General features: G+C 41.3%; 20 protein-coding genes. 5 read left to right on the top strand and 15 right to left on the bottom strand.

Annotated features, from left to right (window positions below; translation table 11 throughout):
- Nucleotides 1–17: 17 nt before the first annotated feature.
- Together MMU05_RS15800 and MMU05_RS15795 are read left to right on the top strand one after the other, a co-directional pair.
- Nucleotides 18–1385 carry an MATE family efflux transporter gene (locus MMU05_RS15800; protein ID WP_241142650.1) on the top strand — a complete coding sequence of 456 codons (1368 nt, stop codon included), beginning with the start codon at nt 18–20 and terminating at the stop codon, nt 1383–1385.
- 59 nt (nt 1386–1444) lie between these two features.
- Nucleotides 1445–2800, top strand: a complete 1356-nt coding sequence (locus tag MMU05_RS15795) for a M24 family metallopeptidase (RefSeq protein WP_241142649.1) — start codon at nt 1445–1447, stop codon at nt 2798–2800.
- Nucleotides 2801–2802: 2 nt separating this feature from the next.
- Here the strand turns inward: MMU05_RS15795 and MMU05_RS15790 are convergent, their stop codons facing one another.
- From MMU05_RS15790 to mltG, 15 genes are all read right to left on the bottom strand, one after another.
- Complete coding sequence (locus tag MMU05_RS15790) at nt 2803–3528, bottom strand: lysoplasmalogenase family protein (RefSeq protein WP_241142648.1); 726 nt, start codon at nt 3526–3528, stop codon at nt 2803–2805.
- 173 nt (nt 3529–3701) lie between these two features.
- Nucleotides 3702–4889 (bottom strand): MFS transporter, encoded by a 1188-nt coding sequence (locus tag MMU05_RS15785; protein ID WP_241142647.1) that lies wholly within the window; start codon nt 4887–4889, stop codon nt 3702–3704.
- A 73-nt stretch (nt 4890–4962) separates the two neighbouring features.
- Nucleotides 4963–6064 (bottom strand): peptide chain release factor 2 gene (gene prfB, locus MMU05_RS15780; RefSeq protein WP_241142646.1). Its coding sequence is split into 2 segments (ribosomal slippage): nt 4963–6003 and nt 6005–6064, totalling 1101 coding nucleotides; the frame shifts between segments, so codons are not numbered across the junction.
- Between the two features lie 60 nt (nt 6065–6124).
- Nucleotides 6125–6649: a hypothetical protein gene (locus MMU05_RS15775; protein ID WP_241142645.1), complete on the bottom strand. Its 525-nt coding sequence runs from the start codon at nt 6647–6649 to the stop codon at nt 6125–6127.
- 332 nt (nt 6650–6981) lie between these two features.
- The gene (locus MMU05_RS15770) at nt 6982–8049 is read right to left on the bottom strand and encodes a branched-chain amino acid aminotransferase (protein ID WP_241142644.1); all 1068 of its coding nucleotides are present in this window, start codon (nt 8047–8049) and stop codon (nt 6982–6984) included.
- Between the two features lie 4 nt (nt 8050–8053).
- On the bottom strand, nt 8054–8602 hold the full coding sequence (locus MMU05_RS15765) for a cob(I)yrinic acid a,c-diamide adenosyltransferase (RefSeq protein WP_241142643.1): 549 nt from the start codon (nt 8600–8602) through the stop codon (nt 8054–8056).
- A gap of 80 nt (nt 8603–8682) precedes the next feature.
- Entirely contained in the window at nt 8683–9405 is a 723-nt protein-coding gene (locus tag MMU05_RS15760) for an ABC transporter ATP-binding protein (protein ID WP_262917689.1), read from the bottom strand.
- An 80-nt stretch (nt 9406–9485) separates the two neighbouring features.
- On the bottom strand, nt 9486–12257 hold the full coding sequence (locus MMU05_RS15755) for a hypothetical protein (protein WP_241142642.1): 2772 nt from the start codon (nt 12255–12257) through the stop codon (nt 9486–9488).
- Between the two features lie 38 nt (nt 12258–12295).
- A complete protein-coding gene (gene gatC, locus MMU05_RS15750) occupies nt 12296–12583 on the bottom strand; it encodes an Asp-tRNA(Asn)/Glu-tRNA(Gln) amidotransferase subunit GatC (RefSeq protein ID WP_241142641.1) in 288 nt (95 codons plus the stop codon).
- Complete coding sequence (locus MMU05_RS15745) at nt 12580–13344, bottom strand: lysophospholipid acyltransferase family protein (protein ID WP_241142640.1); 765 nt, start codon at nt 13342–13344, stop codon at nt 12580–12582. Before MMU05_RS15745 ends, gatC begins: the two co-directional genes overlap by 4 nt.
- A 3-nt stretch (nt 13345–13347) precedes the next feature.
- Nucleotides 13348–13719: a globin domain-containing protein gene (locus MMU05_RS15740; RefSeq protein ID WP_241142639.1), complete on the bottom strand. Its 372-nt coding sequence runs from the start codon at nt 13717–13719 to the stop codon at nt 13348–13350.
- A gap of 73 nt (nt 13720–13792) precedes the next feature.
- Nucleotides 13793–15889, bottom strand: coding sequence for a phosphate acetyltransferase (gene pta, locus MMU05_RS15735; RefSeq protein WP_241142638.1), 2097 nt, complete (start codon nt 15887–15889; stop codon nt 13793–13795).
- A gap of 87 nt (nt 15890–15976) precedes the next feature.
- Nucleotides 15977–16930: a YihY/virulence factor BrkB family protein gene (locus MMU05_RS15730; RefSeq protein WP_241142637.1), complete on the bottom strand. Its 954-nt coding sequence runs from the start codon at nt 16928–16930 to the stop codon at nt 15977–15979.
- Between the two features lie 11 nt (nt 16931–16941).
- A complete protein-coding gene (locus MMU05_RS15725) occupies nt 16942–17349 on the bottom strand; it encodes an acyl-CoA thioesterase (RefSeq protein WP_241142636.1) in 408 nt (135 codons plus the stop codon).
- Nucleotide 17350: 1 nt separating this feature from the next.
- Complete coding sequence (mltG, locus tag MMU05_RS15720; RefSeq protein WP_241142635.1) at nt 17351–18394, bottom strand: endolytic transglycosylase MltG; 1044 nt, start codon at nt 18392–18394, stop codon at nt 17351–17353.
- An 87-nt stretch (nt 18395–18481) separates the two neighbouring features.
- Here mltG and MMU05_RS15715 point away from each other — a divergent pair, with 87 nt between their 5' ends.
- The 3 genes from MMU05_RS15715 (at nt 18482) to MMU05_RS15705 (ending at nt 20249) form a co-directional block, all read left to right on the top strand.
- A complete protein-coding gene (locus MMU05_RS15715; protein ID WP_241142634.1) occupies nt 18482–18889 on the top strand; it encodes a (deoxy)nucleoside triphosphate pyrophosphohydrolase in 408 nt (135 codons plus the stop codon).
- Nucleotides 18890–18915: 26 nt separating this feature from the next.
- Nucleotides 18916–19551, top strand: coding sequence for an L-threonylcarbamoyladenylate synthase (locus MMU05_RS15710; protein ID WP_241142633.1), 636 nt, complete (start codon nt 18916–18918; stop codon nt 19549–19551).
- 65 nt (nt 19552–19616) lie between these two features.
- Nucleotides 19617–20249 (top strand): WbqC family protein, encoded by a 633-nt coding sequence (locus tag MMU05_RS15705; protein ID WP_241142632.1) that lies wholly within the window; start codon nt 19617–19619, stop codon nt 20247–20249.
- Nucleotides 20250–20252: the final 3 nt, after the last annotated feature.

Raw genomic sequence — 20252 nt, 5'->3', positions numbered from 1 at the left:
GATTTTATTTTCTCAAAATGACTCTTCCCAATTTCAAGGAAAATTTTTCAACAACTTTCTACCTCGCCTATCCGGTCATGCTGAGTCAGTTGGGGCAGGTTTTGGTAGGGGTGGCAGACAGTATGATGGTTGGAAGGCTTGGGGCTGTACCTCTTGCTGCGGCCTCTTTGGCCAACAGTATCTTCTTTGTGGTTTTGATGTTTGGGATTGGAGTGTCTATGGCCATGACTCCGTTGGTGGCTATGGCAGATGGAAATCACAAAGGCAAACGGATTTCCCGGTTGTTCAACCATGGTTTTATTATCAATATGGCCGGAGGGATTTTGATGTTTTTTCTGATTGTGATGGCATCTCCTTTTCTAAAGAATCTCAACCAACCGGAAGAAGTAGTCACTTTGGCCATTCCATATCTGGCTATCATCACGTTTTCTTTGCTTCCATTCATGTTTTTTCAGACTTTCAAGCAATTTGCAGAAGGACTTTCCCAAACCAAACAAGCCATGTACATTACCATTTTCTGCAATGGAATCAATGTCTTTTTGAATTGGGTCATGATATATGGGAATCTTGGTTTTCCTGCGCTTGGCTTGAACGGTGCAGGGTGGGCTACCTTGATTTCGAGGATTTTTATGGGATTGATGATGGCCTATTATGTTTGGAATTCAAAGCGTTATAAGCCATATAACCTCAGTTTGAGAATGACAAAACTGAGTTTCCCGATGTTGTCCAAATTGATAAAAATAGGAGTTCCGACTGGTTTTCAGTTTATTTTTGAGGTGGGGGCATTCAGCGCAGCAGCGATCATGATGGGATGGATAGGGGTGACTGCACTCGCTGCCCATCAGATAGCCATTAACCTTGCCTCCGTCAGCTATATGATGGCCTCAGGGCTTTCGACAGCAGCGATGATTAGGGTGGGTAATCAATTGGGGCGAAATGACATCAGAACGCTGAGAGAAGCCGGATTTACAGTATTTATTATGGTGGCTATTTTTATGAGTGTGGCTGCTGTCATTTTTATCGTTTTTAGAGAATTTTTGCCTTCACTTTACATCAATGATGTGTCTGTGATTCAAATGAGTGCAACGCTATTGATCATTGCGGGCTTTTTCCAATTGTCAGATGGCATTCAGGTGGTGGGTCTAGGTGCTCTCAGGGGAATGTCAGACGTGAAAATTCCCACCATCGTGACCTTGGTAGCTTATTGGGTGATTGGGTTGCCTTTGGGCTATATATTGGCTTTTTCATATGGGTTGCAGGAAATTGGAATATGGGTTGGACTTTTGATCGGCCTGACCGTTACCGGTATCATGTTGCTCTACCGTTTTCATAAAATCAGCCAAAGGTTATTGGTCAAGCAAGAAGCCAATATTTCAATGGCATAGTTTGTCTTTTTAATATTGAGTTTTCTTCCTATTTTCCGAAATTAAATTTGGAAATCACCATGAAAAAATTCTTGTTATCAATTGCTTTGTTCATAGGATTAAGTCAGATCCTTCCCGCACAAATCCCCCATATTTTGAGTCAGAGAGAGCAGGCCACTGTCATCGATGCATGGCTGGAAGAGCGGATTCAAACACTTTTGCCCACGCTGATGGACAGGACCGAGATAGATATGTGGGTGATTATATCGAGAGAGTACAATGAAGACCCTGTGATCAAGACATTTTTGCCTGCCACTTGGCATGCCGCAAGAAGAAGAACCATGTTGGTCCTGTACAAAGCCCCCGGATCGGCCACTGTCGAGACATACGCTGTGGCGAGGTATGATGTCGGAAAATCATTCAAAAAAGCTTGGGATCCTGATACCCAACCGGATCAATGGAAGCGTTTGTCTGAATTGATCGTCGAAAAAAATCCTAAGAAAATCGGCTTGAACATTGCCAAGGATTTTGGTCATGCAGATGGCCTAAACGTCACAGAATACAATACTCTAAAATCTTACTTGCCGGAAAATTTTCAGAATAAAATTACTTCAGCCCAAAATCTCGCTGTTGGATGGCTTGAAACAAGAACGCCTTCAGAAATGGCAACTTACCGGCATCTTCAAACAATCGCCAATGACATCATCGCCGATGGACTTTCTGAAGAGGTAATCACACCCGGCGTCACCACGACTGATGATGTGGTATGGTGGTATAGAGAAAGAATCAAGGAACTGAAGTTAGACACTTGGTTTCATCCCTCTGTCGATATCCAAAGGGCGGATCCTTCATCACAGGGTCAATTGAGGTCATTTGCTGTCAAAGCAGATTCCGAAGTAATCATGCCCGGAGATATGCTTCATATCGACTTTGGTATTTCATACCTGAGATTGAATACGGATACCCAACAGCTAGCTTATGTTCTCAAACTTGGGGAAAACGAGGTTCCTCAATACCTCAAAGATGCCATGAAAGTCGGCAATAGGCTTCAAGATATACTTACTTCTAATTTTGTAACCGGGCGTACAGGAAATCAAATTCTTAGAGAAACAAGAAAAGGGATGGATGCAGAAGGGATAAAAGGCAGTATTTATTCGCATCCTCTTGGCATGCACGGCCATGCATCCGGTCCGACTATCGGCATGTGGGACAATCAGGGAGATACACCCGGAGCCGGTGATTATCCCATGTATCCCAATACCATATATGCGATTGAACTGAACGCGGTGGTATTCCTGAAAGAGTGGAACAAGGAGTTAAGGGTTCAATTAGAGGAAGGAGCTTTTTTTGATGGGAAAAAAGTCACTTACTTAAATGGCAGGCAGGTTGAAATCATGCCTGTTCCAAGGAAAAACGGATTTTTACACAATCCGTAATGTCATTCGAAAATTGATTTTTCCGGGACCTCCTTGTGGATTATTTCTTCGATTTGGCTGAGAATACCAAAACTGCAGAAATAATGGCCTCCTGCATATAGGAGTATGGCTACTGCGTAACTGATTTTATTGGTTGCATACATGTCAAATCCTGTAAGCGAGGCACTTAAAATAAATAAGAAAGCGCCAATAAATACCAAAATGAAACTGCGTTGGCTGACAAAAAACCTCCTGTTCAAAGCCAATATAAAGGTGGAAACACCAAAGAATGAATAGAGTAATCCCGGAAGAAAAAACTCATTGGTATACTCCAATACAACGGAGGCATAAATACCCAAAACAATCAAGGCGATTAATTCAGGCCATCTCTTGACAAGGGATGGCTTTATGTTTTGTTCAGTAAATTGGGTGGAAAAATAATACAATAAGCCATAGCAGGTTTGTGCTACAATAAATGTACAGATACCAATAGTTTTGAACATACTTTCCTCAATTTCCAATAACATCAACAAATCTCCCGCAAAGGAAAATATGGATGCCACTATCATCAAAGACATCAAAGGATGAGGATTCTTTTTAAACTTAAGTAATAGCCCCAAAACAAGTATTGGAACCGTCATGAGATTGAATAAATAGAAACCGGCTTTTATATCCAATAAAAGAAAAGTAATTGCAAGTATGGCTGTGGAAATGTAAAAGACAGAAAACTTTGTATTCCAGACTAACATTCAGAAATTCGGTTTATTATCGATTTTAAAAATAATCTATAAAAACAGAATAAAATGCTTTAATTAGAAATTAAATTGTTAAAAAATTTTTATAATTTACATTTAACCAATAAATTAAATTTTTTTATAACATTTTTTAAAATATGGCACTATTTAAATTTAGTATTATAATATTACTGGTTATCCATTTTTAACCTGTCTTTTTGGTTGTTTCTCAAAAAAAGCAAAATGCCAAAAGCTGTCAATGAAAATATTCCTGCAATCGAAAAAACCAAAGGAAAATTAGCCGATTTGTTGGCATAAACATAGCCGGAAACCAAAGCACCCACACCGATCCCTGATTCCATGGCAATGTACATGGTAGCCAATGCCCTTCCTCTAAACTTATCTAAAGAAAGATCAATCGTCCATGCTGAAATGGTAGGGGAATTCATGCCAACAGAGCAACCGAAAATTACTCCTCCAAAAAGAAACATGGCTTTTGATTCAGCAAACCCGATCAGAAACATCGCTATTCCCATAGAAAGGCAGGCAACAAGCATCACAGGAATTCTTCCATATTTGTCGGAAGCCCTGCCTGCGATAATTCTTATACCCAAAGAAGAAAGCGTGAAAACCGCGAAAAAAAGCCCTTTATTAAGGATTCCCAAATGTTCAGAAAAGTCTGGAATAATTGTCAGTACCGCTCCAAATGAAAATACAGTCAAAAATAATACAAGGGAAGGGGCCAAAACCCTTTTTTCTATCAATTCATCCCGTTTCAATTTCAATAACTTCGGATGGAATTTTTCCGGTTTGGCCACAGTCTCTTTTAGCCTGATCAAGATCAAAATGGAAAGAATAGCCGTAAATGCAGAAGTGTAAAATAAAGGCTGAATCCCCCAAATAGACCCAATATAGCCTCCAGTCGCGGGTCCCGCAGCCATTCCCAACGACCCAAACAACGATTGGATGCCCATGGCTTCCCCACGTCTGTTGAATGGGACAATGTCTGCCACGTATGCAGATGTCCCTGTAGGGGTGAATCCTGTGGAGAATCCATGCATAAACCGTAAGAAAAGAAAACCCGCTACTGAGGTGACAATGGGATAAGCCAAGCTTGCGATGATGCAGACTACAGCTCCAAAAACCATTACGGGAATTCGGCCTATTTTATCTGCCAACTTACCGCTAAATGGACGTGAAAGTCCCGCTGAAAGTGTAAATAAGGCAATGATCAAACCCTTGTAATCTTCACCGCCCAAAGAACTCAGGTAGGAGGGGAGCTCCGGGATGATCATATTGAAACTTGAAAAAAACAAAAATGAACTCATGCAGAGGAGAAAATAATCCAACGTAAAGAATGGAGGCAAAAATCTCATGAAGGAGTCAAGTTAGAAATAAAACAATCCTGATCCAGAACGAGTCTGAACCAGGATTGTAAAGTCAAAAAGATCAATCTTGGTTGGCTTCTTCCTCGCTTTGCGCAAGCAAAAATGCCTTAATAAACTCATTTATATTCCCATCGAGTACACTTTGGGTGTCTGAGGTTTCATAGCCTGTTCTGGCGTCTTTTACCAATTTGTAAGGATGCAGGACGTAGTTTCTGATTTGAGAGCCAAAGTCAATCCTCAGTTTTCCTGATTCAACTTTTGCCCGCTCAGCGTTCCTTTTCTCCATTTCCATTTGGTAAAGTCTAGACTTCAACATCTGCATGGCCTTTTCCCTGTTGGCAAGCTGAGAGCGCTCTATCTGGCAAACAACCACGATTCCTGTCGGTTTGTGGGTAAGCTGCACTTTGGTTTCGACCTTGTTTACATTCTGTCCACCTGCTCCGCCTGAGCGCGACGTATGCAACTCAACGTCTGCAGGATTGATGTCAATCTCGATGGTATCATCTACTTCGGGATAGGCATATACAGACGCAAATGAGGTATGTCTTCTTCCATTACTGTCAAAAGGTGAAATCCTCACCAAACGGTGGACACCAATCTCGGATTTAAGGAAGCCATATGCCAATGGGCCTTCAAACTCCAAGGTACAGGATTTGATTCCGGCGACTTCACCTTCCTGCAAATCCACCTCACGAACTTTGTAACCGTTTTTTTCGCCCCACATGATGTACATTCTCATCAAGATAGAAGCCCAATCGTTACTTTCTGTTCCGCCGGCTCCCGGGTTGATTTCAAGTACGGCATTGAGTTGATCCTCCTCGCTGCTGAGCATTTTTTTGAGTTCGAGGTCTTCTACCTCTCCCAAAACTTTTTTGTATTCGGACTTCATTTCCTCTTCAGAAACTTCATCCGCAGCGTAAAAATCAAAAAGCACTTCCAGATCCTGAAGGCTGGTTTCTAATTTTTCAAAAGGTGAGGTCCAGGTTTTTTTGGCCTGGATTTGTTTCATTATTTTCTCCGCTTCATCAGAATCATTCCAGAAACCGGGCTGTGATGAAACAGCATCCAAATCTTCTATTTCTGCTTTCTTCTTATCGTAGTCAAAGATACCTCCTCAAAGCCGAAACGCGGGCTCTCAAGTCTTTCAACTGGTCTGATGTCATAATTTATTTAGTTTTTGAGGTGCAAAAGTCGTAAAAAATCCCCGATTTACCTATTCATTTTCAATCTCCATACAGAATTACAATCTGGATTTTATTATCTCCTTTGTGTTTGAATTCTTTATACTTGAGTTTTGAAATCACAAATCCACCGGCAATAAGACCTGCGGACAAAGCCCAAGATTCCTCCAGCCGTGAGAGGTCTCCCTGTTGGTAGAGGCTATTGACAGTATTGACAAGAAGAAAAATAACTCCCGCCCCCATACTAAGGAAAGACAGGTTTTTGATCGTTTGGTTTCTTTGGTCTTTGTTGCGGATGTCTACTACGGTGATATCTTTGGGTTGGAGGACATTTTCAGAAAGGACGATAATGTCTGTTTTGATATCGACGATCACATCAGTGACATAGTAATCAAACTTGGTGGACTTGTAGGTTATTTCTTCACCGATCTGAAATCGGAGGGCGGTTTTGGTATTGGAACCCTTTTGAAGAAGGAGGAATTTTTGGGAATAGGAATGATGGGCCAATGAAAACAAGAGTATCAGTGAAATTAGGGATACTTTGGATTTGAAAAAGGTACTTTTCATGCAATAGGCCTTTTTGGTGGTATCAGGTATAACGGAAATCCCCAAAAGAGTTTTATGCTCAAATAGAAGATTTTAAGCTAATATAAGGAAATGAGGGCGATTATGAATATTTGGCAATTTTTAGGATGGTTTAAAATCATTGAATTTCTTTTTCTTTAAGATAAAGCTCTGAAATAGGCTAAAAAAGAAGTTTTTGGAAATTGTAAACAGTTTTTTCATTGTATTAAAAATATTTATCTAATACATAACATGATGTGAAAGGTGGGCAATTGAAACAAAAAAAAACCACCCAAGGGTGGTTTTTATTATTCTGATTTAATATCAGCTTTCTTTTACAATTTGATAATCCAGCCCCGTTTGTCTTCTTTTTTGCCATACTTGATGTCATCGAGGGTTTTCTGGACCTGATGGGAAAAAGCATAGGATGGCTTTTCGGGAAGGATATAATCCTCTCCATGGATATTGATTTTGAAGATATGGGCAATGGTTGCTGCAGTGCCTGTTCCAAATGCGTCTTGAAGTTTTCCCTCTGTAAGTGCTTTCTCCAGTTCCGTCACACTCAAAAAACGCTCTTCTACAGGATAACCCATTTCTTTCGCGATGGACAAGACAGAATCTCGGGTGATTCCTTTCAGGATAGTCCCGGTGTGGGTCGGTGCAGTGATGATGGTGTCATTGACCATAAACATCACATTCATCGTACCACTTTCTTCGATGAATTGATGGGTTTTACCATCTGTCCAAAGCAATTGGTCGTAGCCTTCTCTTTGTGCCAAGAGCGCCGGATACAGCGAGCCTGCATAGTTGCCGGAAGCTTTCGCCTGTCCTGTACCGCCTTCAATGGCCCTTGTATATTTCTGCTCCACTTTTACTGCCACAGGCTTGGAATAGTAGTTTCCAACAGGGCAGGTGAAGATCATAAACTTATATTTTTCTGATGGCCTGACACCGATATAGTCATCCGTGGCAAATACAAAAGGCCTGATATAAAGTGAATATCCGGGTTTATTCGGAATCCAAGCCCTGTCCAGATCCAAAAGTGTCATCAGTCCTTCCATAAAAATCTCCTCAGGAACTTCAGGAATACACATTCTTCTTGCCGATTCATTCAATCTCTTCTGATTGGCATCGGCCCTGAAAAGAAGGATTTCACCTTCCTCATTTTTGTAGGCTTTCATTCCTTCAAAAATAGATTGACCATAATGAAGGGTGGCATTGGAAGGATTGAGGGAAAGGGGCGCATAAGGCTCAATGCGGAGGTCGGTCCATTCGCCATCTGCATAATCAGCCACAAACATGTGGTCGCTGATGGTTTTTCCAAACACCAAGTTGTCAAAGTCAGTCTCATGGAGTCTGGATGCACCCGTTTTGGTGATGTCTATTTGTAATGCTGTTTTCATGGTATTAGATTCTGGGCTTCCAAGTAACCTCCTCAACTCCTAACTCTTGGGCAATTAACCTTCCCAATACAAAAAGATAATCAGAAAGCCGGTTTAAATATTTTACGATTATTTCATCTACATGCTCTATCTCCATCAGGTCAATGACACAGCGCTCTGTCCTTCTGCATACTGTCCTGGCCACGTGGCAAAAAGATACACTTTGGTGGCCTCCCGGTAATATAAAATGCCGCAATTGTGGCAATTGGGTTTCCATTTCATCAATTTCCTTTTCCAAAAGTTCCAGGTCCTCTTCATGAAGATCGGGCTTTTTAATATTTTCTTTTCCCGGTTCGGAGGCCAAGGTAGCACCGATAGTAAAAAGCCTGTCTTGGATTTCTTTGAGAAGTGTCTCTCTTTTTTTGTTGATTTCCTGATCACGGAGCAATCCGATGAAACTGTTGAGTTCATCTACTGTGCCATAGGCATCAATTCTTAATTCTGCTTTTGAAACCCTCCGGCCTCCCAACAATGAAGTCTTTCCCGTGTCTCCGGTTTTGGTGTATATTTTCATGGAAGCAAAATTGTATCTAAGCTGGCCTTTCTCTATCCAGCCACAAAAATAACATAAAGATTTATAAAAGCTTCACGAATTTACTCAGATACCAACATTGAAATTCCTCTTGTAGGATTTGGATTGACAGTATCTGATTCTACAAGCCCATCCCTCAATCGGATAATCCTATGGGCATAATGGGCGATGTCATCTTCGTGGGTTACCATGATGATGGTATTTCCTTTTTGGTGGAGTTCGTGGAAAAGCTCCATGATACCATAAGAAGTCTTGGAATCCAGGTTACCGGTAGGTTCATCGGCCAAGATGATACTTGGGTTATTGACCAAGGCACGGGCGATGGCAACCCTTTGTCTCTGACCACCTGAAAGTTCGTTTGGCTTGTGGTGGACCCGGTCGCCAAGTTCTACGTTTTTCAATGCCTGATTCGCCATTTCCTGCCTGTCGGATTTGTTATATCCTGCGTAGATCAATGGAAGCGCCACATTGTCCAGGCAAGTGGCTCTTGGAAGAAGGTTAAAAGTCTGGAATACAAATCCGATTTCTTTGTTTCTGATTTCTGCAAGCTCATTTTCGGTCATGTCACTGACGTCCTTTCCATTGAGGACATAAGAACCCGTGGTGGGAGAATCCAAACAACCTATGATGTTCATCAAAGTTGATTTTCCTGAACCTGAGGGACCCATAAAAGCCACATATTCGCCTTTGTTGACTGTAATGGATATGGATTTTAGCGCTTCTACTATTTCCGCACCCATTTTATAGGTTTTACTGATTGCGGTGGTTTCTATTATCTTAGTCATCGGCAAATAATTTTAAAGTCTTAAATTAATGGAAAAGATCTGTAGCAAAAAACTTTACTTCAAGATTACGATAAAAGGTGCTATAAGTTTTCCAATTGCAGTTTTTCAATTTGGGAAATAGTCAACCAGCCTTGCATTTCCATCAGCGCACTGCTTGCATAGCTGTCGAGTCCGAGTTTCCTGCTTTGCTTCACATATTGGATCCAAAGCATCGGGTCTTTGGAAAATTGGATCGCGTCCTGCAGGATCTCGTATTTCTTCAGGTCATCGGATTCGGCCTTTACTTTTTTCAACATCAAGGGAACCCAATATGCATTTCGACCCAGGTCCAGATCTGGTTTGATCAATGCTTGGGTTTTTTCCGTCAGTTCTGTTTTTTCTTCTTTGATCACAAATGAATACCAAGAATCCAAATCTTCAGAAGACCATATATCTCCAAGGTTTTGAAGCAGAATATTCTTGACTTTCTCAAAATCAGAGGAATTCAGCCAATGCATTTTGTGTAGCAATACTTTAAAAGCATATTCCGACTTGAATTTTGGGTCTTGGATTTCTTCCAGATGATTCATGAAATCAGAAGGCATTGCACGATGCAATTTTGCTGATTTATCAAAATAGACTGTCTTCGGATTTTCTGCCAAATTCCCGTTTTCATCCCAGACCATCCAATCAGGAAATGGAACAGCAAATTTTTGAGAAATCAACTGCGCTTCTGCAGGTTTTCCACCGAAAAAAAGAATGGCCAGGTGAATGGGCTGAAAGTTTTGAAAACCTCTTTCCTGAGCCACCAAAATGTCCACCGAGGATTTCTCAAAATCCAATTCTCCATACAAAATTTTGGCAGAAATGGAATGGTAGTAACCTGCAGCATTGGGAAGAACCATTGCGGTACCGTTGAGGTATTTTAGCGTTTCGTTGATATACGATTCTTGGAGCGTCCTCAATACCCTCGTGTCCCGAAGATTCATTTCTTCAACACTCACCTGCGCTTTGGCCACAAGGGAATCAATGATAGGCAGGTCCGAGGCTAGCGGTGCTGTAACCTTATTGGTCCATTGGTTTCGGAGAAGGGCTGTTTTCAAAGAATAATTTTCTGAAAGGTCATTTGTACCCAACTCAAATGGAGCAAAGTTTCCTTTTTTGTTTTCAAAAACCAGGTAGTTGATTTTGAAAATCTGATCATCGGGAATAGAAACCGCATCTTCTTGTTCGACCTGATGTTTGACTTTTAAGGCAAGAAGATTGGACTGAAGGACAGGGTCTTGGTCAACGATTTCTTCCATCATTGAAATTGCTTCAGTCGGTTTATTGAGTTTGGAATAAAGGAGGGAAAGGTTATTGGCCAAATATGGATTTCCAGGAAAGTAACTCAAACCTCTTTCTAAGTAAAAAACAGCATCGAAGATTTTCTCCTGTTCATGAAGTTTGGAACTGAGCAAAAGTGTGTTGATGACCGAGGGGGAATTGTCAAATACCTGATAGAGATTCTCCATTCCCAAATTGGTTTGGTTAAGCGAAAATCTCAAATGGGAAGCGGTATTCTTTGCCTTGTCGTTTTTTCGGTATTGGATCCAAGAGCTCTCATAAAGAATGGCCGCTTCCAACGGACGGTCGGTTTGGTAATAATATTCAGCATTGATATTGGAACTGCCCGAGGCCAACTGCACCCCAACGATCCCATCCGCATAGATCAGCAATACCACCACTGCCATGATTGCCCCGATTCTCATATGGAAATAGGCGAAAAATTGAGGCTTGAAAATGATTTTCTCTATGTCTTTTCCCGAGTTAAGAATTTGGGAAAAATTGGCCATCAGGTACAAATAGAACAGCAAGCTGAATGCCACCTGACCATAGATGAAAATATGGTTGAAAAATTCAATCATCGGTTGGTTGTCCTTAAAGATAACCCAAGCCCAGGTGAATGTGGTCAAAGCATAGCCAATCCAAAAGAAAGATTTGCCAATATCAGGATGGTTATATACCTGATCTGTCTGTTCGATTTTATACTGCAATACATAATATCCAATCAATCCGCTGATCAGCATCAAGATCACAGGAGGAAGGATTGGAAAAGGCAAATCAACCTCACCTGTAAGGTCCAAAAACGAAAAGAAGACCAGAAAGAAATAGATCAGGAAGATGAAAAGGATATGCCAGGTAATTTTGATCCCGGTTCCTTTATTCAGCTTGATCAATAGAATCGAACTGCCGGAAATGAACGCATGACCGATGTGCATGAGGAAAACAACTGATACTACTGCTGCAGGAAAAGCGCTGTTTTCCCCGAGCCAAAGCCATGGAGATGGGATTTCAGATACCTGTGTAAGAAGATAAAGTGTCGCAGAACCTGAAATCAGGATTACCAAAAACCTTCTTAATATTCCCCAAGAGGGGGCAAAAAAGGACAATCCGATCAATGGGATCATGATTCCTGCCATCAATCCAATCAAGGCATAATTGCTTGATATGCCTCCAATATTAAGACCGTTGATTCCGCTAAATGCTAGCAGAAAGATCACCAAAGCTGTCGCCGCGGTGAAGTAAAGCTTTTTGAGGCTGCTGATCAGGGCAAGTCCCAAACTGAAAAGTATCCATACCAAGCTGCCAAACAGTAGGGTGAGTGAGGGGTAAACCAACGCGGGAATGGATTCGAAATTTTGGAACAAAAGAAAATTGTCCATTTCAATCCTGATCAATTCCCCCCCGACCTGTACCAATTTCACGGGAACCGAGACTGCTTCAGAAAATATTCCGGGAAGGACAGGCATAATCCCACGTTCCCAAACGAAACTGCTGAACAATAGGAAAAGGCCTCCTACCACCGAGAGTGATATTGGAAGGCCTTTCATAATGATATTGTCTAATTTTTGAGTGTTTTTTGTCGGCATTATTCGAGTACCTTTGGAACCCTGAAGTAATCCGAATCCCGCTGTGGGGCATTGAGCAAACCGGCTTCATGCGAAAGGTGCTCTCCCACGACGTCTTCTCTCATCACATTGACTTCGGAAGACATGGTCGTGATAGGCTCTATCCCTGTTGTATCAACCTCATTGAGTTGCTCCACCCAATCAAGGATCTGGGTCATGTCTTTTTGGATTTTTTCTGCTCCTTCCTCGTTAAACTCAAGTCTGGCGAGGTGGGAGATTTTCTTTACGGTATTCAAATCAATTTTCATAAAGTCTGAATTATGGTTTTTTCAGTATCCAAGAGGTTGTTGTCTTCCCAAAGTTGGTCCTGAATGGTGTAGTAACATTTATTTTTGATGCTTGAAAGGTCTTTGGAAGTCAGGCCAAGCGTCTGGATCGGGGGATGGATTACAATTTTTCCTTTCTTAAAATTCAATAAAAGCCTCCCGTCGTCGGGCAAAATTAAATGATTAAACGATAAAGTGACAGGAATCAATGGTATTTGTTTGTCTATCGCAAGACTAAATGCCCCATCCTTGAACTTGTTCATGTGCGGAGGCATCCCTGTGGTGATACCCCCTTCAGGAAAAATCACAATGCTGCTTCCTTTGGAAATTGCATTTTTTGCCCTTACCAACACTTCACTACGGCTTTTGATGCTGGATCTGTTGACGGCTATATGCAGTTTTTTGAAATAATAACCAAAAAGAGGGACTTTCCGGATGGAGCTTTTGCCGATATATACCACATCGCCCGGAATAAATCCCATCATGGCGATATCAAGGTAGGAGAAATGGTTTGCTGCAAAGATGTAGGGTTGTCCTTTTTTAATATTTTCCTTCCCTTCCACTTTGATGGGCATAAAGATCAGAAAAAAGAACAGGTTGGCCCAAAACTGATTGATTTTCCGACCGTATTTCTCCCAATTTGGAATCCAGATACAAATCAGAAATAAGGGGAAAAGTAAAAGAAATGTCAATCCAAAGATCAAAAAAGCATAAATGGAATAAATCTTCTTAATTACAACCATGGTTTATTGATTGATCATATGGTTAGCTACCTTGACAAAATATCCTTGTAAAGCATCTTTTATTTCAGTGTCCATTTCTACTTTTTCGATCGCCGAAAGCATGCAGTTAAGCCAGGAGTTTCTCATATCGCCGTCGATTGGCCATTGGAAATGTCTTTTGCGAAGCATGGGGTGTCCCCGTTGCTCCAGGTAGGTATGAGGTCCACCAAATACATGGATGAGGAACAAAAATAGCCTTTCTTCTGCGGGTGCCAAATCCTCGGGGTAGAGCTTTCGCAACTCTTTAAAGTCTGCCACATTCTCATAGAAATAACGGACTATCAACTTTATCTTTTCCTCACCGAGGGATTCGTAAATAGAAACAGTAGAATTCATGGGGGAACTTAATAAAAAAGGTTTGAGAACCGATAAAAATCAATTCTCAAACCAAATATATTTTAAGAGAAAACTATTCTTGAGCTTGAATGGCTGTGATCACGACAGTGTTGAACACATCATCGACGGTACAGCCGCGGCTAAGGTCATTGACAGGTTTATTGAGTCCCTGAAGCATCGGCCCGATGGCGACTGCGCCGGTTTCCCTTTGGACTGCTTTGTAGGTATTGTTCCCTGTGTTGAGATCAGGGAAAATCAAAACAGAGGCATTTCCTGCGACCTTTGAATTGGGCATTTTTTGGCGTCCTGTCACCGGGTCCACGGCTGCATCGTATTGTATAGGGCCTTCTACTTTAATATCGGGTCTTTTTTCTTTCACGATTTCAGTCGCTTTTCTGACTTTTTCTACATCTTCCCCTGTTCCTGATTCACCGGAGGAATAGGATAGCATGGCTACTCTCGGTTCGATTCCAAACCGTTTACTGGTGTCTGCGGAGGAAATGGCTATTTCCGCCAATTCTTCAGAAGTTGGGTTGATATTGATGGCGCAATCACCAAATACCGTCACCCTGTCAGGAAGGCACATGAAGAAAACAGAAGATACCAAGGAGATGCCTGTCTTTGTTTTGATAAACTGAAGCGCAGGCCGAATGGTATGTGCTGTGGTATGGATTGCTCCGGAGACCATTCCGTCAGCGTGGCCTTTATGAACCATCATTGTTCCGTAATAGGCCCCATCGGTCATCAGGTCACGGGCGACCTCCAATGGCATATTTTTTCCTTTTCGGAGCTCGTAGAGGGTATTGGCATAATCTTCAAAATTGGAAGAATCCTGTGGATTGATAATCTGACAATTGTCCTTGGTAAGGTTCAAACCAAGCCTGCTGATGCTCGCTAAGATTTCCTGAACATTGCCAAGAAGGGTTATTTTCACCACTTTTTGCTTCACAAGTCGGTCAGCGGCCTTCAATATCCTATCGTCTTTTCCTTCCGGCAATACGATGTGTTTCTTTTTGTTTTTCGCCCATTTGACAAGCTGAAACTGAAACATCCTTGGGGTCATGCCGACACCCACGAAATTGATCATTTCTTTCTCTAGGGCTTCTGTGTCAATATATTTTCTAAAAGTATTGATCGCTCCCATGATCTTGTCAGGGCAGTCTGGACTGATCTTGGAATGGATCGCGGCTACTTTGGTCGCAGCATAAAAAGAGGGATCGTCCACTCTCAACATAGGAAGGTTTACATCTGAGCCTTCGATCAATTTGATGACGGAATCAGCGATTTCAAAACCCCCGGTCAATACCATTCCGGCCATCCTTGGGAAGTTTTGGGAATGATTGGCCTGAAGGGAAGCCAAGATGATATCCGCCCTGTCTGCAGGTGTGACGATCAGGACATTCTTTTTGATGTGTTTGAGAAAGTTTGAAATCTGCATCGCACCAAAAATGAAGTGGTCCACGGGATTAGAAAGAAATTGTTCTCCAAACATGACTTCTGCGCCAAGGTGTTCTTTGATTTCTTTCATGGAAGGGCTTTTGAGTTCCTGTATTTTTGGAATCACAGCCAAGATGATATCCTTATTCAATTGGCTTTGCAGGCTCTTTTTGATTTCTTTTCGGAATTCATCATCCACCTTGTTGATGACCACTGCCAACACTTTTACTTTTCTTTGCAGGAAATTGTTGATAGTCACTATGGCTGAGGTGACTACCTGTGCCGCCGATTTACCATCTCCCGATAGGACGATAATAACAGGTGAACCTAGGTTTTTTGCAATGGCAAGGTTGGCATCAAATTCAAAAGCTGTCCCTTCTCCCAAAAAATCACTTCCTTCAATGATTGTGAAATCATATTCTTCTTCCAGGACTTTGTATTTGCTGATAATGGTATCAATGATTTCTCCCTGCTGTCCCGCTTCGATGAGATGATTTGCCTCTTCTCTGGTGTATCCGTATGATTTTTCGTATTGGATCGGAAGTTTGAAATGTTGTATGAGTGTTTCGAAATGAGGGTCCTTTTTGACTCCGGGATTGTGGTTGATGATGGGTTTGAAATATCCGATCTTGTGTGCTTTGGAAAGCAGCATATCGACCAATCCGAGTGCAACGATTGATTTTCCGCTAAAGGGTTGTGTTGTGGCAATAAAAATGCTTTTGTTGGTTTCCATAGAAAACGGTTTTTTGAATCAGGTACAAAATTAGAATGCCTAGAGGACTCCAAACTTGATGAAAATACTATATAATCATGATTAAAATCATATTTTTTCTTCAACCACCCCTTTTGTGACAAGATGTCTACCGGCAGCTTTGTCCAGACTTACATTGATCTCAAAACTCACCAGGATAATCAGGGAAGTGATAAACAGCCAAAGCATGACTGCAATCATTGCACCGATGGAGCCGTAAAGCTTATTGTAGGTAGCGAAATTATTCAGGTAGAAAGAAAAAAGATAAAACCCGAAGGTGATCAAAATGCCTCCTGTGAGAGATCCTGTAGAAAAAAACTTCCATTTGTCATGGACAGCAGGAGCAAACCGAAAAATAAAAGCTGTAGCGATTAAGAAAACAGACAACAAAACTAAAAACCGAAAGAAGGTCAGCATATAAATATAAAGGTTGCTGGAGACCATGTCCCACTCCGAAATCCGGTAAAGAATACTTCCTCCAAGAATCATGATCAATACCGCCCCGCATATGGCCAAAACCAAGACCATCACGATACTGACAGCAATGATTCTAGTCATCCAAAAAGATCTGTTTTCTTTTGTCCTGTAGACCGCGTTAAAGGCATTCATCATAGAAACCACCCCATTCGTGGATAAGAATAAGGCAAGAAAAAAACCAAGGGACAATAAACTCTGTCTTGGTTTGCTGACAATATCCATGATCGTAGCTTCAGCTTCCTGGTAGACACTGGATGGGATAAATTCCGCGATGAATAGCAGGATGTTTTGTGTCGTCACATTGGGAAAAAACAAGCCTACATAAGGAATCATATTCAATAGAAAAAGTAGAAGCGGAAACATCGCTACTGTAAAACTGAAGGCCATGGCACCGGCCCTTTCTGTAATTTCATCTTTCCGCATCTGAAACATGAATATCCTGCCTACATCGTAAAGGTTTTGGTCAGGATTTCCGAGATGAAATTTTCTAAGAAACTTAGCTTTTCTGGTAAATCTGATCGATAATAAGCGGATCCTCTTTTTCACTTAAAAATGGATTACTGGAAATATGGACGTAATAAATCTAGCAAATATTGGGATGGTCTGCAGGGTTTGTGGCTTTCTTTTTTCAAAAAAGTCAAAGCAGTCCAGCCTTTGGTAATCAGTGCCTCGGATTCATTGCTGACTTCATACTCAAACTTTATCCTTATTCCTGGCATTTCGGGTATCGTTGTCTTGATGGTCAGCAGCTCGTCATATTTACCCGGTTTGATAAACTGTGTATGTAGGTCCAATACCGGCATGATGATCCCGTCATCCTCCATCTGCTTGTATGAAAAGCCTGCAGATCGAAGCGCTTCGACCCTTGCCACTTCAAAATACATGGCGTAGTTTCCATAATACACATATCCCATTTGGTCTGTTTCTGCGTACCGGACTCTTATTTTGGTTTCAGCTTGGAACATGTCAGAATATTTTTGATTTGTTTAATGCAGCTTGGTACCTGCGGGCATTATTCATGTGTTCATTGTAATCTTTTGCAAAGGCATGGTAACCTGAAAAGTCCTCCTTGGCACAGAAATATAAATAGTCGTGGTCTTCATAATTCAAGACAGCTTCTAGAGCCGAGATCTCTGGGAGATTAATCGGTCCTGGGGGTAATCCCGGATATTTATAGGTGTTGTAGGGACTGTCGATTTCCTTATGGACATTCAAAACTCTTTTTAGATTGAAATCTCCAACAGCAAAAACAAGGGTCGGATCCGCCTGAAGTGCCATGTTAATTCTGAGTCTATTCAGATACACACCGGCTACCTTGGGTCTTTCGTCTGATTTTTGAGTTTCGGCTTGTACAATCGAAGCCAAAGTGGAGACTTCGTTTTGAGTCAATCCTAGTTTTTTCGCTTTAGCCAATCTTTCAGCAGTCCAGTAATTCCCATACTCTTTGTACATCCTGTCAAAAAGTTTTTCAGCACCGGTGTTCCACCATATTTCATAGGTATTTGGGATAAACATCCCCATGATGGTTTCTTCTTCAAACCCGAATTTGCGGATATAGGCAGAATCTGTGATCAAGTCCATGAACTCGTCTTGGTTAACTTCCAGGTTTTTGGTGATTTTTTCTGCGAGATCCTCCTTGGTCCTGACATTGTTGAAAGTCAGTTTAACCGGGGTTTGCCTCCCTGACCTCAGGAGTCGGATCAGATTGAGGTTGCTTGTTTTTGCAGGAATGACGTACAAGCCCGGTTTTACAGCTTTTTGGTATCCCAATACTTTTGCAACAAAACTGAATGAAATCAAGTCATGAATAACTCTATTCTGGTAGAGGCTGTCAGACACCATTTGAAAAGTGGCATTGCTGGGGATTTTCAAAGTGTAAGACTCTTCTTTATCTGTGAGTGCATTTGGGCTGAAAAATGCCTGATAAAAGTAAAAGGACAAGGAAGTGAAGAGGACCGAGATAGTGATCACGGCAATAAAGTAATATTTTGTTTTATTGTCTTTGAACATATAATTGGGAGGCAACAATAGAATAACCGCAAAAATAGAGATTTTTGTTCAAGGGCAGGCATTTCCTTTAACCCTATCCTCCATGTTATGGCAAAAACTGTAAGAGTCAGCTGTGCGATCATCCTCAAAAATGGAAAAATCCTCGTTGCCCAAAGAAGTGGAAAAATGGATTTGCCATTTAAATGGGAATTTCCCGGTGGAAAACTTGAAGCCAATGAATCTGCAGAAAAATGTCTGATCAGAGAGATCAGGGAAGAACTTAACATCGACATTGAGGTTAAAAAAGCATTTAGAAGCAACTTTCATTCCTATACAGAAGGAAAGGAAATTGAACTTATTCCTTTTCTTTGTGGCTATATAAGTGGACATTTGGTCATCAAAGAGCATCAGCAAATCCTTTGGATAGAACCTGAAAATCTTCTGCTGTTGGACTGGGCTGAGGCGGATGTACCCATTGTTTTTGACTTCATCGAATGGTTTAAAGCAAACCATTGACTTAACCAACGAATTTCAAAGCTTCCATGGCTGCCGAATTTATCAAACTATACCCTGAGAATCCTGACCCAAGGAAAATCCAGAAAATCGTCAACATTCTACTTGACGGAGGAGTGATTATTTATCCCACAGATACAGTTTATGGGATGGGATGCAACATCCACAACCTTCGAGCGGTAGAACGGATTGCCCAGATCAAAGGAATTAAAGTGAAAAAGCATAATTTTTCTTTTATCTGCTATGACCTGAGCAATATCTCTGAATATACGCGTGCTTTGAGTACGCCTGTTTTCAAGATGATGAAAAAAGCACTGCCGGGACCCTATACATTCATCTTGGAAGCCAATAATTCTGTCCCCAAAATCCTCAATAGCAACAAAAAAACAGTGGGTATCAGGGTTCCTGACCACGCCATACCCAGATTGCTGGTGAAAGAGTTAGGATCCCCGATATTGACGACCTCTATCCGCGATGAAGATGATATTATAGAATACAGTACAGATCCTGAATTGATATATGAAAAATTCAGAGATTTGGTTGATGTGGTCATAGATGGCGGATATGGCAACAATGTGGGATCCACTATTTTGGATTGCACCGGTGAGGAGATAGAAGTAGTCCGTCAAGGTTTGGGCTCCGTGGAGGACATCATGGGGTATTAAAGGCAACACAAAGGTTTTTACAAAAGAAATTGTTTGAATATTTACCCATTTAAATTCGGGATCATTTGAACCAAGAAAACACCATCATCACCGATCTTTTTTATTTGCCGCCAATCGAATTTTTCGTAGCAATTCAGGATTGTGAAGAAATTTTTATAGATCCGACAGAGAGATTTCAGAAGCAGACTTACAGAAATAGAGCCCATATATTGTTGGCGAATAAGATGGATGTCCTGTCGGTTCCTGTTATCGGAAGCAGTAAAAAACAACTCTATAAAGAGGTGAAAATTGATTATAACCAAAAGTGGAAAAATGTCCACCTGCGGGGAATCCAAAGTGCTTATGGCAAAGCACCATTTTTTGAATATTTCTACCCGTATTTTGACCAAGTCTTTGACAAAAACATGACGTTTTTGTTTGAAATGAATCTGGACTTACTGACAGTTTGTCTGAAACTACTCAAACTGAAGGTGAAGCTTAAAGTGGAGTCAAATTTTGACATTTTGCCCGTATCTGCCGATATCAGGGGAATAATCTATGCCAAGGAGGGGTATGGTGAAAGAGACATCATGACACCCGTTATTTACACGCAATTGTTTGGCTTAGACTTTGTTCCCAACCTTAGCATTCTTGATTTGTTGTTTTGCATGGGTCCGGAATCGAATGAAGTCCTCATACAATCAAAAAAAAATCATTGAACA

Source organism: Cognataquiflexum rubidum, from assembly GCF_022538115.1.
Lineage (GTDB): Bacteria > Bacteroidota > Bacteroidia > Cytophagales > Cyclobacteriaceae > Cognataquiflexum > Cognataquiflexum rubidum.
Note: the sequence above shows the minus strand (reverse complement) of the source record. Positions and strands in the feature narration are given on the sequence as shown.